The organism is Mycoplasma miroungirhinis (assembly GCF_013008815.1).
In the GTDB taxonomy this organism is placed as follows: Bacteria; Bacillota_I; Bacilli_A; order Mycoplasmatales; family Metamycoplasmataceae; genus Metamycoplasma; species Metamycoplasma miroungirhinis.
Genome location: NZ_CP053097.1, coordinates 104,102 through 121,394, shown reverse-complemented (window position 1 = coordinate 121,394; position 17,293 = coordinate 104,102). Strand labels below are relative to the sequence as shown.

General features: G+C 25.9%; 15 protein-coding genes. 7 read left to right on the top strand and 8 right to left on the bottom strand.

The annotated features are described in order from the left end of the window. Window positions 1-264: 264 nt before the first annotated feature. The 6 genes from HLA92_RS00585 (at window position 265) to HLA92_RS00560 (ending at window position 4,699) form a co-directional block, all read left to right on the top strand. Complete coding sequence (locus HLA92_RS00585) at window positions 265-480, top strand: hypothetical protein (RefSeq protein WP_171112494.1); 216 nt, start codon at window positions 265-267, stop codon at window positions 478-480. Next, window positions 461-2,044: an MAG3960 family lipoprotein gene (locus tag HLA92_RS00580; RefSeq protein WP_171112491.1), complete on the top strand. Its 1,584-nt coding sequence runs from the start codon at window positions 461-463 to the stop codon at window positions 2,042-2,044. The genes HLA92_RS00585 and HLA92_RS00580 overlap by 20 nt, the downstream gene beginning before the upstream one ends. A gap of 6 nt (window positions 2,045-2,050) precedes the next feature. Next, window positions 2,051-2,239 carry a hypothetical protein gene (locus HLA92_RS00575; RefSeq protein WP_171112489.1) on the top strand — a complete coding sequence of 63 codons (189 nt, stop codon included), beginning with the start codon at window positions 2,051-2,053 and terminating at the stop codon, window positions 2,237-2,239. Between the two features lie 86 nt (window positions 2,240-2,325). Then, on the top strand, window positions 2,326-2,556 hold the full coding sequence (locus HLA92_RS00570) for a hypothetical protein (protein WP_171112487.1): 231 nt from the start codon (window positions 2,326-2,328) through the stop codon (window positions 2,554-2,556). 724 nt (window positions 2,557-3,280) lie between these two features. Next, the gene (locus HLA92_RS00565) at window positions 3,281-3,994 is read left to right on the top strand and encodes a DUF3800 domain-containing protein (protein ID WP_171112485.1); all 714 of its coding nucleotides are present in this window, start codon (window positions 3,281-3,283) and stop codon (window positions 3,992-3,994) included. A 162-nt stretch (window positions 3,995-4,156) separates the two neighbouring features. Continuing rightward, window positions 4,157-4,699, top strand: a complete 543-nt coding sequence (locus HLA92_RS00560) for a deoxycytidylate deaminase (protein WP_237023531.1) — start codon at window positions 4,157-4,159, stop codon at window positions 4,697-4,699. 76 nt (window positions 4,700-4,775) lie between these two features. Here the strand turns inward: HLA92_RS00560 and HLA92_RS00555 are convergent, their stop codons facing one another. Genes HLA92_RS00555 through HLA92_RS00540 form a run of 4 tightly spaced genes read right to left on the bottom strand, consistent with a single transcriptional unit; the run spans window position 4,776 to window position 10,121 of the window. After that, window positions 4,776-5,699 carry a DHH family phosphoesterase gene (locus HLA92_RS00555; RefSeq protein ID WP_171112482.1) on the bottom strand — a complete coding sequence of 308 codons (924 nt, stop codon included), beginning with the start codon at window positions 5,697-5,699 and terminating at the stop codon, window positions 4,776-4,778. Next, window positions 5,686-7,860 (bottom strand): PhnE/PtxC family ABC transporter permease, encoded by a 2,175-nt coding sequence (locus tag HLA92_RS00550; RefSeq protein ID WP_171112480.1) that lies wholly within the window; start codon window positions 7,858-7,860, stop codon window positions 5,686-5,688. Before HLA92_RS00550 ends, HLA92_RS00555 begins: the two co-directional genes overlap by 14 nt. Then, a complete protein-coding gene (gene phnC / locus HLA92_RS00545; RefSeq protein WP_272869777.1) occupies window positions 7,860-8,762 on the bottom strand; it encodes a phosphonate ABC transporter ATP-binding protein in 903 nt (300 codons plus the stop codon). The genes HLA92_RS00550 and phnC overlap by 1 nt, the downstream gene beginning before the upstream one ends. A gap of 6 nt (window positions 8,763-8,768) precedes the next feature. Beyond that, window positions 8,769-10,121 (bottom strand): PhnD/SsuA/transferrin family substrate-binding protein, encoded by a 1,353-nt coding sequence (locus tag HLA92_RS00540; RefSeq protein ID WP_171112478.1) that lies wholly within the window; start codon window positions 10,119-10,121, stop codon window positions 8,769-8,771. A gap of 315 nt (window positions 10,122-10,436) precedes the next feature. Here HLA92_RS00540 and HLA92_RS00535 point away from each other — a divergent pair, with 315 nt between their 5' ends. Further along, complete coding sequence (locus tag HLA92_RS00535; RefSeq protein ID WP_171112475.1) at window positions 10,437-11,810, top strand: FAD-dependent oxidoreductase; 1,374 nt, start codon at window positions 10,437-10,439, stop codon at window positions 11,808-11,810. A gap of 190 nt (window positions 11,811-12,000) precedes the next feature. Here HLA92_RS00535 and HLA92_RS00530 read toward each other — a convergent pair whose 3' ends face one another. The 4 genes from HLA92_RS00530 to HLA92_RS00515 all read right to left on the bottom strand — a co-directional run bounded on the left by HLA92_RS00530 (window position 12,001) and on the right by HLA92_RS00515 (window position 17,235). After that, window positions 12,001-13,053: a zinc-dependent alcohol dehydrogenase family protein gene (locus HLA92_RS00530; RefSeq protein ID WP_237023530.1), complete on the bottom strand. Its 1,053-nt coding sequence runs from the start codon at window positions 13,051-13,053 to the stop codon at window positions 12,001-12,003. 334 nt (window positions 13,054-13,387) lie between these two features. Beyond that, window positions 13,388-14,320 (bottom strand): carbamate kinase, encoded by a 933-nt coding sequence (arcC, locus tag HLA92_RS00525; RefSeq protein ID WP_171112472.1) that lies wholly within the window; start codon window positions 14,318-14,320, stop codon window positions 13,388-13,390. A 3-nt stretch (window positions 14,321-14,323) separates the two neighbouring features. Continuing rightward, complete coding sequence (gene argF / locus HLA92_RS00520; RefSeq protein ID WP_336508844.1) at window positions 14,324-15,421, bottom strand: ornithine carbamoyltransferase; 1,098 nt, start codon at window positions 15,419-15,421, stop codon at window positions 14,324-14,326. 98 nt (window positions 15,422-15,519) lie between these two features. Next, window positions 15,520-17,235 (bottom strand): APC family permease, encoded by a 1,716-nt coding sequence (locus HLA92_RS00515; protein WP_171112470.1) that lies wholly within the window; start codon window positions 17,233-17,235, stop codon window positions 15,520-15,522. Window positions 17,236-17,293 lie beyond the last annotated feature (58 nt).

Below are 17,293 nucleotides of genomic sequence, written 5' to 3'. Positions count from 1 at the left end.
CTAATTGATTTATTTTTATAAATAATTCATTAGAAATATTTGGTCTTATTTCTGTTTTTAATTTATCACTATAATTTATTGATGTTGTATAAAAGATCTTATCACAATCTATTATTGTCCTGAATTTCCGTCCTAGAACAAAAATTAATCTAAGACATAAACTTATGAGGAAATATTAGTTAATAAACTCATATAAATACTTAATATATTATGTGCGTGCGCATAATGCATACGCGTGTGCGAAGTAATTGAAGGGAAATAATTATGAAAAAAAATAAATATGGCGTTTTTTATTATAGACTTCGGGGTCAAAAAAATAATTATTCTAAATCAATTAATGCTTCAAAAAACTGAGATAAAGTGCTTAAAATTGTTGAATACGAACAAAAAAGAGGACATTGAGATAAAATTATAATAGAACAAACAAAAATAATAAAAGTATTGAGGTTAAATAAAAATAATGAAAAAATCAAAGATTAAATGATTATTAAGTATGAGTTTAGGTAGTACATTATTAGTTTTACCTTTAACAACAACTGCTTGCTTTTTTGATCATTTTGATAAACCAATTCCAAAACCAAAAAAAGAAGAACCTTCTGAACCACCAAAACCTAATAATCCACCAAAAGATAACATTGAAACTAAACAAGAATCTAATGAAGTGGTAAATGAATTTAGCTATGATGGTATGAAATTTAAAATAGCAAAAGAAGATACATTTGATAAAACTAAAAAATACTATGCTGATATGGTTCTAGAAAATGACGCATTTGTATTTAAAACATTTTTAAATACTTTTGGTGATTATTGAATAAACAATCTAAACGAAGAAGATTTTCCAACATTAGTTGATGTTTCTAGGTATGTAAGAAGTTTAGTAGTAGATAATAAAGGTTTTATGAGTCGCTCAAATGAAGATAAAAACTCAATTTCTGCTAAAGAATACAATAAATTAATTACTAAATTATTAGAAATATTAGATGTAAAAGAAACATATGATTTATCTAATGACAAAAATAAAGATAAGAAAATAAGCTATGCATTTAATCATGATTCTGCATTTGATACTTTAAAACGTTTTTATATTTCACGAAATAATAGTTATTTTAATAGACTTTGAAATGATTGATTCCAAACTATGGAGGAAAATAATACTTTTGGAAGAAAAGTTATTGATAATTACATGTATGATAAAGATATTCATTATAGTGAAATATCTGCTAAAGATTCTGATGCTCCAGAAACAGATATAAAAGGTAAAAGATATAAAGTTCCTTCTGTTGCTTGAAAACTAAATAGAGATATTTATTTAGATAATATGTTTAATAATGATATGTTTTTATCACGTGCATTTTATGAAAAAAGCTTAAATAAAGATCAAGCATTAAATAATGATTGAATAGATTGATTATATTTAAATGATTCAAGTGTTTTAGCAATGCAAGTACCACAATATAAATTACTTGTTGCTTATTTAAGATTAATGAAAAAATTAACTGATAGCATTAATTTTGAAACTGTAGATGATGAAGATAAATTAAAAGAAGCTATTAAAAATAATGGTTCAATTGTAGATGGTAAAATTTCATTTGAAGAAAACTTAATAAATTCTGGAATTTCTCAACTTATTGATAAATATGAAAAAGCATTATTAGACTATTTAGCATTAGAACATGTAATGGGATTTACAGCAAGAGAAGATCATGATCCTAACTTGCAATTATTTGGTGGTGGAACAAATTATCAATATAAGGTAGATTATAGGGATACTTATAAATGAGCTAAAAGACAATATGAAGAATTCTTATTACCATTTAAATTTGGATTAGGTAATGCAATTTGAGCTCAATCATCATCATCATCATATCAAGAGTTATTTAATAACCCTCAAACAATTAAAAAGTATGAACTAATATGAGCAAACATTAAAGCAGTTGATAAAATTGATAAACCTGAACTAATATCAAAAGATTTAGCAAAACAAAGATTAAATCAAATTAAAAGTTTATTTAAAAATCAATTTAAATGAAAATTTAAAGAATAGGAGTTTATGGAAAATACTGAAATTACATATAACCATGAAGAATACATGATAAATTTAAAAAACGATTTAGCAATTCAACATTCTCTTGATTTAAAAGAATTTGATATACTAGATGATTTCAGTCCCGAAGCTGAAAAATTGTATGATGATTTATCTAAAAAAATTGAATTGAAATGACAATTTAAAAATAAATAATTAAATATTAATAAATATAAAAAAACGCCAATTAACAAACTAATTTATTTAGTTGTTACTGGCGTTTTTTTCAATCAGGAGGATAGATGGAAAAGAGTTTTATAATTGCTGGAATTGAATTTTTAGCAATTGTATTGATGCTTTTATTTGTTTTATTAGCAAAAGGTTATAAAGAATGTTTTAGTAAAGATAAAACTAGACGATTGTTAGCAAGATCAAATAAAAAAGAGTGGAAATATTTATTAGCATCAATTATTGTTGATGCACTAGGAATGTGAACTTTAATAACTTATTTTATTATAAAAAATTCACAATAACAAGAAAGGAAAAATATGTTACAAAAATGATCTAAAAATAGAGGAAAATAAAAATTAAAATAGGAAGATTTTAGGGAACAAATTTTCTTTTAAGGAATTTTAAACTTAAAGTACATCCTAATATAAATAATGATGAAACATTATATATGTTAGAAATATTGAATAAAAATCATTGAAATATAAAATTTATATAAAACGTGGAAAATATAAAGATTGAATTGATGAAAATAAATTATATAACATTGGAATATATGGTTGTATGGAATATTCAATATAAATATTATTAACATAAAAATCAAAAGACCTACACATATGAAAATAATAGAATGAAAAACAAATTTAATTATCAATCTAATCATAATAAAAAATTAAGCCTCTACTAGAATTAGCTTATAAAACAACATTTTTAATTAGAATTTATTTAAAATATTACATTAAAAATACATAAATAAAATTTATAAAGCTTAGATAAAAACAAAAGTTCTCATTAATTCTTTTAAAAAAGTGGAAATTTTGATTTTTATTTCACACTTTTGTTTATTATTGTAAAAAATTTATAATCAATATAAAAAAAGTGGTATCATATATTTACAGGTTGATAAACACTGTGTACTATATTGGTAGAACAACCGTTTAAGCGTTATGTGTTAACGTCAACAATATAGGAAGCTGCTAATTGCAGCTTTTTTTTATGTTTTATTTTAAATTATTATAATATTAAAGTATGTCTATGAATTTAAAAATTTTTAGTGATGAATCTGGAGTTTTCGATTCTAAAAATAACAGATATTATATATTAGCAGGTGTAATAATTCTTAATAATAAAGATTATAACAATGTTTTATTAAAATATAGAAACGTCGAAATGAATATTAAAAGTATTTTAAAAATTGATAATAAAAGCGAATTAAAAGCATATAACACAGCTCCAAAATATAAAAGAAGATTGTTGAATGTAATAAACAGTTATTACAAATTTGCTATTGTAATAGACTTAAATAAAGTGTATGATAGAATTATGAATAACAAATTTCATAAACAATCTTTTCAAGATTATGCATATTCTCGAGGAGTTAAAGAATTTTTATTATTCTTAGCAGAACAAAATGTAATTTCTTTAGAAGAAATAAATTCTATTAATTTTTTCCTAGATCAAAGACCTACTTCAACATCTGGTTGATATGAATTGTGTCAATCAATAAAGAAAGAATTAAAGTTTGGAAAATACGATGAAAAATTTTTAAATTTTAGAGAAGGAATAATCCCAACCGTAAAAAATATAGAATTAAAATATTTAGATTCAAAAAGTCATTATCTAATCAGAGCTAGCGATTTTTTAGCTAATCATTTATTTTATTTATGAAATAAAAAAGATAAAAAAAGTCATTCTCAATATCTAAACAAACATAATAAATTATTTATAATAAAATTACCTTAAAATATAAAAAAATTATGATATAATAATCTAGATTCGATCATATAGTGATTGGATTTATTGTAAATGTCTTACCGAGGAAAATATCCTTATTTCAATGAATAATATTTAGCAACAGCTGCGGGGGTTGCTATGTTTTTTATTATCTTGTGGTAAAATTAAGTAATGAAAAAAATATTTTTAACTGAAAATGGTAGTTTGAAATGAGATTATTACTTTATGTCTCTTGCTAAATTATCAGCTATGCGTTCAAAAGATCCAACTACCAAAGTTGGAGCTTGTATTGTAAGTGATACAAATCATGTTATTAGTGTAGGTTATAACGGAATGCCTAAAAGTCTTAATCAAGATGATGAAAATGAAAATATAGATAATGATAAAATTTTTAGTTGAGAAAGACCAAAAACAAAAGACGATATTAAAAATTCAAAATATACTTACGTAGTACATGCAGAAGCTAATGCAATTATTAATGCAAATTTAACTAATAGTAATATAAAATCTAATTCAACTATTTATATAACACATTCACCTTGTTTTAATTGTGCTAAATTAATTGTTCAATCTAAAATAAAAAGGGTTGTTTATACACAAGAATATTTAAATGATACTGAAGAATGAGAAAGTAGTTTATATATTTTAAAAACTATGGGTGTTGAATTAATCAAATTAGATAACGATTTTGATATTGAAATCGTTGAAAAATAAATAAAAATAGTTTCAAAATGAAACAAAAAAGACTCAATCCTTTTGATTCTGAGTCTTTTTTTGTCTATTTAAAGGTTTAATTTTTTAAATTATCAATATATGTAATAACATTATTAATTTCATCTTGGTTATTAACTATAAAACCAGCTGAATTATGATGACCACCACCACCAAAATAAAATGCTATTTTAGATACATCAAAATTCCCTTTTGATCTTATTTCAACACGATAATCACCTTGCATTCTTTTTAAAAATGCTAATGCTATTTCGGTTGTAGTTATTTCTACAAATTTAGCAACAAGTGGCCTAGCTAAATCATTTGTGACTATTTGATTAGAAATAACTCAAGAAACATTTTTATTAACTTGTTTATTTGTACAAATATCAAAAATCAATTGATTTTCTTGTTCATTTAATTGCATTTTTTGAAGCAATTTTGGATAATCTAAACCTCTTTTTAAAAGTTCACTCATGGCTTCAAAAGTTTTAGAATTAATGTTTCTTTCCTTAAAAAATTCGGTATCTGTTAAAATCGCTACAGCAACAGCTTCAAGCACTAAATGATTAGTTTTTAAATTAAGATGTTTAATTAACAAAGCAATTAATTGTCCAGTTGCAGGTCAATTATCTCCACCGATTTCAAATAATCAATCATTTTCTTGAGGATGATGATCTATTTTAATGGCTTCTTGAGTTACTACTCTTTGATCATATATTCTTGATTTTGTTGAAGTATCAACTACTATTTTTAAACTTTTGTTAAAAAATTCATCACTTACTAAAGAAGGTGTTTTATTCAATAAAAACATTAAATTACGAGGATAATCTGCACCAGAAATTTCAACTTCTTTTATGTTTGTTGAATTTAATAAAATTAATTCTTTTAAAGCAACAGCACTACCTAATGTATCGCCATCAGGTTCTATATGAGTTAATAAGGTAATATATTTTGATTCTAAAATGAAGTTTCAAAATTGTTTTAATTTATTTATTAACATAACTTAAAGTTTCTTGTGATTTAGTTTCAAAATATTTAGATACAGATTTATCTGCTGCTCTTAATGCATATTTTAATTTTTTGAAAATTTTTCAATTTGCTAATTGTCTTGAATTTTCTTTTCAATTAGTTAAAAATGCAGTTTTCTTAATTTCTTTAACATCTAATAAAATTAAATGATTTTGTTGTTTAAATTCTTTTATTACTAGTTTATGTTGTTCAGATATTGTTTTTGAATCTTTTAAATTAAGAGTTTTATCTAAACAATATTTATTATTTAAAAAATTTCTAAATTTTGCGATTTCAAATTTAGCAATACGATTATCATAAATAAATGGTATTTTTGAATAAGCTGAAATTGCTAATGATTTTGCTAGAAGTTTGGTTCTTAACAGTTTTTTGAAAAAAGTATTTTCCTCAAAGAAATAACCATACATTATTTTTTTTCTTAAAATATTAGAAATTTGTTCAATTATTAATAATAAAACAATAGTAAATATTAAATATGAACTTAAACTATTTCAATTATTAATATCTATTGAATAAATATTAATTTGTTGACCATAATCACAAGCTCCAACAGCTCCTATTACAACTGTAGATTTAAAATTAATTTCAATTCTGTATAAAAAATTAGATAAAGTTTGTGGTAATATTTCTTTTAAAACTCCAACACGGATTTTAGTTCATGTTGAACAACCAACACTATCAAGAGATTGAAATAGTTTATCATCAATTTTATCAACACTTTCATTTATAAGTTTTCCTAGCATCCCAATACTATGAATACCTAAAGCTAATACCCCAGCTCAAATAATTGAATCTTTTTGTCATAGTAAAAAGATTAATGCATAAGTAAATGTTGGAATAGCTCTTAATGAAATAATCATAAATTTAAAAATTAATGATACATATGTTCCAGTTATTTTTCTTGATGCTAAGATTCCTAAAATTAAGCTTAAGAATAAACCTATTATACTTGCAAGAATAGCAATTGCTAATGCTTCAAATCCTAAAATAATAGGATTATCACCACTATCTCATTGAAATACACTTCAATTTGGATGGAATAAATTATTAATTCCTTCTCTAAAATAAGATAATCCTTCTCTATTTGCAAGGGTAAAATCAATTGAAAATAAAGAAGTTATAAATAAAGCAAATACTAAAATTGATACTATTACTTTTATATAAATGTTTTTTGGTTTTTGTTGTTTTAATTGTTTTAATCTTGTTTCAAAATCAGCATTTTCATTTATTTTAGGATGTTTTGCTCTGTAATCTAAAATTCATTTTTTAACAAAAAATGTAAAAAATTCTAAAATTATCATAAATGCAATTAAAATTCAGATTGCAATTGATAAATGGCCGAAATTTCTAGGTACAGCATATTCATCAGCCATTAATTGTCCGATTGTTGCGATTCCGATAATACTTAAAATTGCAGCAAAACGCACAACCATTTCAAAACTATAAAATCCATAACTTACAATTCTTTTCATTAAGTAAGGTAAAATAGATGTTTTAAATGCTATTAATTTTTTATTACCAATAGATTGTAAACCATAATAACTACTTACATCATAAGTATCTAAATCTTCATATAATCATTTAGCCATTAATGAAGTTACAAATATAGCAATAGAAATACTTGCAACTAATGATGGAGATAAAATAAAGTAAATAATATAAGCATAAACAATTGGAGGAATAGTTCTAATCACACTCATAAATGCACGCATTGGTAAGTAAATTAATGGAGTTTTTATGAAGTTTTTAGAACTTAATAAAGCAATAGGGATACTAATGACAATTCCTAAAATAGTTCCTAAAATTGAATATGATATAGTTTGTCAAAGTAATCTTAAACTTTCTTTTGCTGTATCTGCAGCTGTTATATCATTTTTTTCACCGATTTCTGCATTTGTACTTAAATCAAAGAAATTAGCAAGTAAACTACCAAAAGTTTTAGAATTTTGAAAATCTGGTTTTATTCTTATAAAGAGTAAAATAACAATAATAATACTTGCTAAAATAGTAGATATTAATAAAAATGGAAATTTTTTAGTTACTTTTTGGCCATTTATGTCAATAAATTTAGGACTAAAATATTCAATAATATTTGTTTTTACTCTTTTGAATTTAAACATTGTTTGTTGCATTATTTAAATTCCTTAATTTTTGTTTCTATTTCTTCTTGTATTATTTCTCTTTTACGTTTAGTTTCAACAAATTGTTGTTCATCAAATTGTTCTAGTTGTTCACCATAAATATTTTTTAATACTTCTAAATTTACAATATCTCAAGTGTTATCAAAAACAATTTTTCCTTTTTTAACCCCAATAATACGATCTGCATATTGTAACGCTAAATCAACATGGTGTAGATTAGCTAAAACTGTAATTTTATCCATTTTATTAACAAGTAAAAAACCATCCATTACTGATTTAGCCATTATAGGATCTAATGCACCTACTGGTTCATCGGCTAAAATGATTTTAGGTTTTTGAGCTAAAGTACGTGCTAATGCAACACGTTGCATTTGTCCACCACTTAAATCTTTAGCTTTATCATAAGCATTTTCTAAAATATTTACTTTTGCTAAACATTGATAAGCAAAGTGAATATCTTCTTTTTTATATCAACCTATAAATGCTCGAAAAGAATTCATTTGTGGTAATCTTGCAGCTAGCACGTTTTGTAAAACACTTATATTATCAATTAAATTATAACCTTGGAAAACTATTCCTACTTTAGTTCTAAATTTTCTTAAATTTTTACCTTTTAATTGATTTACGTTATAAGGTCCTACTTGTAAAGTTCCTGTTGATATTTCATTGATTTTATTAACGGTTTTTAATAGTGTGGTTTTACCAGCACCTGAAAGACCAATAATTGCAACAAATTCTCCTTGTTTTATAGAAAGGTTAACATCTGTTAAACCTTTTTTTCCATTAGGATAAGTTTTATTAACATCTGTTCAATCTATATTTCAATCTGTTGTTTCATTAGTTTTATTTTCTAAAGAAATTTTAACATTAAAATTTATTTCTGATTTTTTCACTTTAAATTATCCTTGAAAGGTTTTAAATCCAATAAAATGTTTTTTAAATCATGCTTCTGGGAAAATATATGAAGCTGATGAAGTAGTAGATGTATAAGCGTATTTTATTAAATCTTTAACTTCATCTCAGTTTAATTTTCAATTTGAACCTTGTTCATTTAATGCTTGTTCAATTTTTTTAGCTATAGGTGAATCTTTTTTAGCCATAATGTATGAACGGTAGTAACCTACAACTGGTAAGTTTCCTTTTCCTTCAGTAATTAAAGCATCAACTTTAGATTTTAATTCTTCTGTATATCCGTGTTCTGGATCTGCTGCTGTTGCAGCTAAATCACTAGTTTTAGGAACATATAAATCTCTTGATTCAGTTGTTTCTTTTCCATCTTTTATTTGTTTTATTTTATTTTTTTCATTAAATGTTTTATAACCATTAAGAGCATTAACTAATAATTTTTCATTTTCAAATGCAGGAGTAGTAGTGTTATTTACTGAAACATATGGATCCACTACTTGTACATCTCTTCCAGCTGATAAAATAAAGTTTGTTCCTGTTGCTTCTTTTGCTCATGAACCTGCAGGTAAGAATGCGATGTCAATTGAACCATTTTTTAAACTTAATGCTGCTGCATTATAGTCAGTTGCTACTGTAATATTAACATTGAATCCTTTTTTATTTAAGTAAGTTTCAAGTTTTTTGCTTGCTTGTCCAACACCAGCTGGATCATTTGAAGGAATGAATCGAATTTTTAGTTTTGGAGTATTTGATTTTCTTTTAAATTCTCCAGATTCTGTTTTTTCAAAATAATCTCCTCCATCAACTAATGCAGTTTGGTAAGCATTTACTTCTGTACCTTTGGTATCTACTGAAATTTTTGCATCTTCAGCAATTGATGAATAGTTACCATGATCATATACACTAAATACAAATTTTTCTTTTTCTACACCTTTTTTATCTTTAACATTAATATATAAATTTTTATTTTCTTTATCTAAAACAGCATCTTGGAACATTTTTTTAACAGCTTCAACATCTGTTCTTTTTAAACTTCCTTTTGCTTGAATACCATCATTTGCTACTATTTGTGTTGCACCAACAACAACTAATGTTTCTCTTCCATCTTTTCCTTTTAGTAATGATCTTGTATCACCTCAACCACCTGCAAGTGTAGCAGTTTCAACATCTAGTTTTACCATTGCATCTGTGTAACCATTTGCTTTTATCAAGAAATTAGCAACATTTGCTTGATTTGATGTTTTAGCATTTGTTGAACATGAAGCAGCAACTATAGGCATTGCTACTAATGAAGCTACTAAAGAAACAGTAGCTATTGAAAATATAAATTTTTTATTCTTTTTCATTTTTTTCCCTTAAATTCTAAATATGTAATATGTAATGTTTTAATAATGTATATTATAAGTATTAATAAATATTAATACATTTAAAAATTTAACACAAAAACAAAAATAACCAAATAAAAAAGTATAAATAAAATAAATTAACAAAAAAAAGTAACCTTTAATAGGTTTAAAAAACAATGACATTTTTTGTTAAATTCAACACAATTTTACATTTTTTATTTGTAATTTCCAATATTTAAATAATTCTAAAATTTGCATATTAAAAAACAATGTATAATTAATATATAAAAAATAAAAAATTTAAGAGAGAGAATTATGAAAATCATTTTAATCGGAGCTAACCACGCTGGTACTAGCTTTTTAAGAACATTAAAAACAGTTAATCCAAATGCTGAAATAACTGCATATGATAGAAATGACAATGTTTCATTTTTAGGATGTGGAATTGCAGTTTGAGTAAGTGGAATGTTTGAAGACCCAAATGGTTTATTTTATTCAAATCCTGACATTTTAAAAAATGAATATGGAGTAAATTTAAAAACAAATCACGAAGTTATTAAAATCGATAGAACAAATAAAACATTAATTGTTAAAGATTTAAAAAATAATCGTGAATTTACAGATACATATGACAAATTAGTGTTTGCAGGTGGAACTTGACCTATTGAACCAAATTTCCCTGGAAGAGAATATAAAAATATTGTCTTATCAAAATTATTCCAACATGCACAAGAAATTGTAGAAAAAGCAAATGATGACAAAATCAAAAATGTTGTTGTAGTAGGTGCTGGATACATTGGAGTGGAATTAGTAGAGGCTTTTGTTAAGAAAAATAAAAAAGTTACTTTAATTGATTTACAAGAAAGAGTAACACCAAATTATTTTGATCCAGAATTTACAGATATAATGCAAAAAAACATGGTAGCTGATGGTGTTAATTTACATTTAGGAGAATCAGTTAAAGAATTCAAAAGTAAAGATGGAATACATGTATCAAGTGTTGTTACAGATAAAGGTGAATATGATGCTGATCTAGTTATTTTATCAATTGGATTTAAACCTAATACAGATGCATTAAGTGATGTAGAAAAATTACCTAATGGTGCTATCGTTGTTGATGAATTTAATAGAACAGTAACTGATAAAGATATTTATGCTGTTGGAGATTCATGTGCTTTATTAAATAAAGTAACAAATAAACCAACACATACAGCTTTAGCTACAAATGCTGTAAAAAGTGGTTTAGTTGCTGCTTTACATTTAGCAAATGTTAATGTAGGTTTCCCTGGTGTTGCAGGTACAAATGCAATTAATGTATTCAATTGTCATTATGCATCAACTGGTTTAACAAAAACAATGGCTTTAAAATCAGGATTTGAAGCTGATGAAGTAGAAGAAGTTTATTGAGAAGATAATGATAGACCAGAATTTATGGATGAATATGAAAAAGTTGCATGTAAAATTGTTTATAATCCAAAAACATTTAAACTTCTAGGTGTACAAATTGGAAGTTGAGGAAAAGCAATTCATACTGAAGTTATTTATATGTTTGCTCTAGCATTACAAAAAAATCTAACATTACCTGAAATTGCTTTAACAGATGTTTACTTCTTACCACACTTTAATAAACCATTTAATTTCTTCTTAGTTCCTATGTTAAAAGCTCTAGGAATTAACTACAAAAAATAAATATTAAAAATTCCCGCCTGGGAATTTTTAATTTGCATTTGTGAGATAATTAACTATTATAGTATGTTTTTGAACTTTTTTAGTGTTTTTAATTTAAGTTATGTTACTAATTAATTAGCTTGCGATTTTAGTTATAGATGAATTTAAAAAAAATATTAAAATTCCCACACGGGGAATTTTTATTTGTATTTTATTTTTGAGCGTCGATTAACACTTTCATTGCTTCTGTATCTGCAGCGTTTAAGAATGTTTCGTATGCTTTCATAATATCACTTAAGTTGAAGTAGTGTGTTACTAATTTATCAACTGGTAATTTTTTAGTTGCAACTGCATTAATTAATAATGGAGTTGTATCTGTATTTACTAATCCAGTTGTAATTGTTAAGTTTTTAATTCATAGATTTTCAACATTGAAATCTACTTTTTTACCATGTACTCCAACTACTGAAATATGTCCACCAGGTTTTACTATTTGTTGACATGTATTTCATGTTGCAGGTACTCCAACTGCTTCAATAGCAACATCAATACCATCTCCACCTGAAATTTTCTTAACTTCTTCTACAATGTTATCAGTTGGTACTAATGTATGTGTAGCACCTAATTCTAAAGCTTTTTTCAATCTGTTTTTGTCAAAGTCAATAACAATAATTTTAGCTGGTGAATATAATTGCGATGTTAATAATACTCCCATTCCTACTGGTCCTGCTCCAACTATTGCGATAGTATCTCCAGGTTTAACTTGCCCGTATTTTACACCAATTTCGTGTCCTGTAGGAAGAGCATCACTTAACATAACTGCTTCTTCATCTGATATTGTATCAGGATATTTATATAATGAATTATTTGCATGTGGAACTCTGATGTATTCAGCTTGTGTTCCATTAACCATATAACCAAATTTTCATCCACCTTCTTCATCTCTACAGTGTGAATATAATTGTTTTCTACAATTGTCACATTTTCCACAAGGAGTTACACAAGAAATTAAAACTTTATCTCCTGGTTTAACGGTTGTAACTGCTGAACCTACTTCTTCAACAACTCCAATTCCTTCGTGTCCTAAAATTCTACCGTCAGCTACTTCAGGGTTTTTTCCTTTGTAAATACCTAGGTCTGTTCCACAAATAGTGGTTTTAATAATTTTTACAATTGCATCTTCAGGTCTTTTTAATGTTGGTTTGTCAACTTCTTCTAATGCAATTTTGTGTTCACCGTGGTAAACTAATGCTTTCATTTTCATATATATACCTTCTTTTTATGTCTTAATTTAATTATACTTCTTCACCATTGATTTTACAACTAAAAAGCATAAAAATATTTAGAAATTTGAAGATATTTTTTTTGAAAAATTTCTAAAAAATTTAAAAATTAATAGTTTTTTTAGTGTTAAAAGTAAAAAGTGAAAATTTAATCAAAAAAAGAGCATAAATTTAACTTTTTAATTTTTTAAAAAACCTTTTTCAAAACCATTTTGTTTTTTGAAAAAAATTTTTTCAATTGTTTTTTGAGATGGTTTTTAAAATTTTTTTCTTAAAAAAGAAAAATTCCCCCTAAAAAGGGAATTTATTTAATAATTATTTGGTTACTTTTGTTCCAGTTTTTTCGTTAATAATATCTTCTAAATCTTTTAAATCACCAATAAATGCTGCTTTTCCACCTTCATTTACGAATTTAATTGCAGCTTGTACTTTAGGTAACATACTTCCTGGTGCAAATTGTTTTTCTTCGATATATTTTTCTAATTCTGAAACTGTAACATTTGTAAGAGCTTTTTGATCTGGTTTATTGTAATTTACCATTACATTATTAATAGCAGTTAATACGACAAAATAATCTGCGTGAATTAAACTTGCTAATTTTGCTAATGCAAAGTCTTTATCAATAACACCATCTGTTCCATCTATGTGTCCATTTTCATTGGCGATAGTAGGAATTCCTCCACCTCCACCAACAACAACAGTAGCTCCTGCTGAAATAGCATTTTTAATTTGGTTTATACCAACAAAGTTAATAGGTAATGGACTAGCAACAACTTTTCTAAATCCTCTTCCTGCATCTTCAACGATTACTGAATTTGGATTTGAAGCTTCTGCATCTTCACGTGTTGCATAAAATGGTCCAATTGGTTTTGTTGGGTTTTTAAAAGCAACATCATCTTTATCAACTAATGTTTGAGTTAAAATGTATAAAGCTTCTTTATCTTTTAAACCTTCATCATAAAAAGCATTAGTAATAGCACTAATCATATGGTATCCAATGTATCCTTGACTCATTGCTCCTGATTCAGGCAATGGAACTAATGGTGATTTTTCATTTACTGAATGTGAATTCACAAATCCATTAAAAATCATCCCAACTTGAGGTCCATTACCATGTCCAATAATTACTTCGTGACCTGATTTTACTAATTGTGCGATTTTTTTAGCTGGTAATTTAACTAACTCTTTTTGTTCGCTAGGTGTATTACCTAAAGCGTTTCCACCTAATGCAATAACTATTCTTGACATATTTTAGTATCCTATTGTAGCTAAAATAACTGCTTTAATTGTATGCATACGGTTTTCAGCTTGATCAAATGCTTTATTGTGTTTTGATTGGAATACTTCATCTGTTACTTCCATTGCTCCGGTTGCAACTTCAGGATATTGTTTTCCAAATTTTTCTTTAATTTCACTTGAGAATAAAGTATGATCGTCATGGAAAGCTGGTAAACAATGTAAGAATACTACATCTTCATTGGCAGCTTTAATCATTTTCATATCTACTTGGAAATCTTTTAATTGTTCAATACGAGGTCCAAATAATGAGAAATCTTCTCCTAATGAAACTCAAACGTCTGTATAAATTACATCTGCATTTTTAGCAGCTTCTAATTTATTTGAACTAAATGAAACTGATCCACCGTTACGAGCAAATAATTCTTGAGTTTTATCAAAAACTTCTTTGTAACCTTCTCCATTTTTAATTAAATCAAACATTTCTTCTGGTCCACATAATACAACATGAGCTCCAACAAATGCTCCACCTATCATAATTGAACGTGCAACGTTGTTTTTAATATCTCCTGAAAAAACAACTTTTTTACCTTTCATATTTCCTAGGTGTTCTTCCATTGTCATATAGTCTGCTAACATTTGTGTTGGATGTTCAGCATCTGTTAAACCATTTCAAACAGGAACTCCTGAATATTTAACTAAAGCATCAACGTCACTTTGTTTAAATCCACGGAATTCAATACCATCATAAAATCTTCCTAATACTTTAGCAGTATCTTCGATTGATTCCTTTTTACCAAAGTTACTTCCTGCAGGTCCTATATAAGTACATCCTGCACCTAAATCAAATGCTGCTACTTCAAATGCACAACGTGTTCTAGTTGAATCTTTTTGAAACATTATAGCAATATTTTTTCCTGTTAAAGGACGATTATTTGTATGTAATCCTTGTTCTTTAGATTTTTTTAAATTTTTAGATAAATCTAATAAATATCTTACTTCTTCTGTTGTAAAATTTAAAGCTGAATCTAAACTTCTACCTTTTAAATTAATAGGCATTTTTCTCCTTAATTCGTTATTAATATTTTGTTTATAATCATGTTTTATATTCATAAACATATGTTTATAAATATAATTATATTTTACAACATTTGAATTTTTATTTAATAAAAAAATACCCAAAAAATTGGGTACTTTTAACGATTTAGAAATTAACATACAGTTTCAAATGTTGAAAGTCTTAAGTTGTTAAATTCTTGTAATTCTAAGTATTTTTGTCTATCTTGTTCTGAAAGATTTTCACTTAATTTTCTTTCATATAAAGCTTTTTTCTTACTAATAATGAATTTTTCAATTGGCACCATTCCAAACATAAATAGAACAAATAATGGTAATAGAACACTAGTTACTATTTGTCCTATAAATTCATTTGAGAATAATTCTTTATTGTGAGCATCGTATTTGTGACCATTTGATGTTAATAATCCTAATGATACATATGAATCTAATGCGTAAATAAATAAAGCTGAAAATACTAATGTAACTGCCACTCAACCAGCTCATACTGTGTGTTTTCCTTTTTCAACTTGTATTCAATTACCTTTACGGTTTTTCAGTGCTCCGAAAATTGATAAAGCAATAAATGCAAATGCAATAACAGCCATTCAATTTGCCATTCTATCTGCAAATGTTAAATCAGATAAGAAGTGATTTCCACCATATCCTGATCCATCATATGCATCTGGGAAGTAAGCTAGAGAACCAATAACATTAAATATAACAACAATTGGTAATGAAATAATAATTGAATAAATTGTTCCTACTAATGGAGTTTTTGAAGTTAACATTTTTTTGTAAATTCTATGAGGAACTGCTAATTCACCTTCTTTTATTAAATCTTCAACGAATCTTGTACATCACATAACGAATCCATTAATAATTCCTAAAATTCCTATTGCGATGAACATGTTAATGATTCCGAACATTCATCCTGAATTGTTCTTTTTTAAAGGTTCAGAGAAATCGTAGAATCCACCTTTAGCTGCACCTACTGTCATTGATATAGCTAATAATAGATAAATAAATGTAACTGTTGATAATCCTAAAACTAATGCTAAAGGAGTTTTTTTAGGTTCAGCCATTTCTGATTGAATTCCTGCTGTTACATAAAATCCATCATAAGCAAAGAAGATTCCAGCCATAGATGTAAATAGACCAAATATTGGTGATAGTGATTTTAATGATGACGCTTTAGCATCTCATCATGTAATTTGTAATAATTGTTGACCAACTGTTAAAGTTGGATCGTCAGCTTTAGAATTTAATTTATCTGTTGCAAATAATAACCCTAAAATAACAACAACAATTAAAGGTATAAATTTTAATGATGTAACTATTCAGTTTTGAATATTTCCAATTCTTGAGCTTAATCCTGCTGTAAAGAAGAATCAACCTGAAATACCTAATGTTATAACCATCATTATGATTCAATCATTTTCTCCAAATGCTTTATTAATTATTTCTCCACCACCAGAAACGAATCCTGATGCTGCATCTTGCATCTGAATAATAACGTATAAAGGCATGAAATAGAAAGTAAATGGTAAATATAAAAATGTCATAAATCATTTACATCCTTTATAAATGTAAAGACCATTAAAGGCCTTATTTCATCCGATCATACCTAAGTTATCGTTACGACCTGAAGCAACTTCAACTAATGCAATTGCCATTGTTATAACGGCAAAAGCAGCTAATAATCAAGCAAAGATAGCTCAGAAAATATTTCCACCTGATTCTTTTAAAACAGAACTAGAACGTAAAAATATTCCTGCTCCAACTGATCCACCGATAACAATTAAGATAGCTGAAAAGAAACTAATTTTTTTCTTTTTGTCGCTTGTCATAACTAATTGTTCGTCAGACATATGTTTTCCTTTCGTTAATTTTTAATTTAAGTTAAGATTATTAAAATAATAATAACTT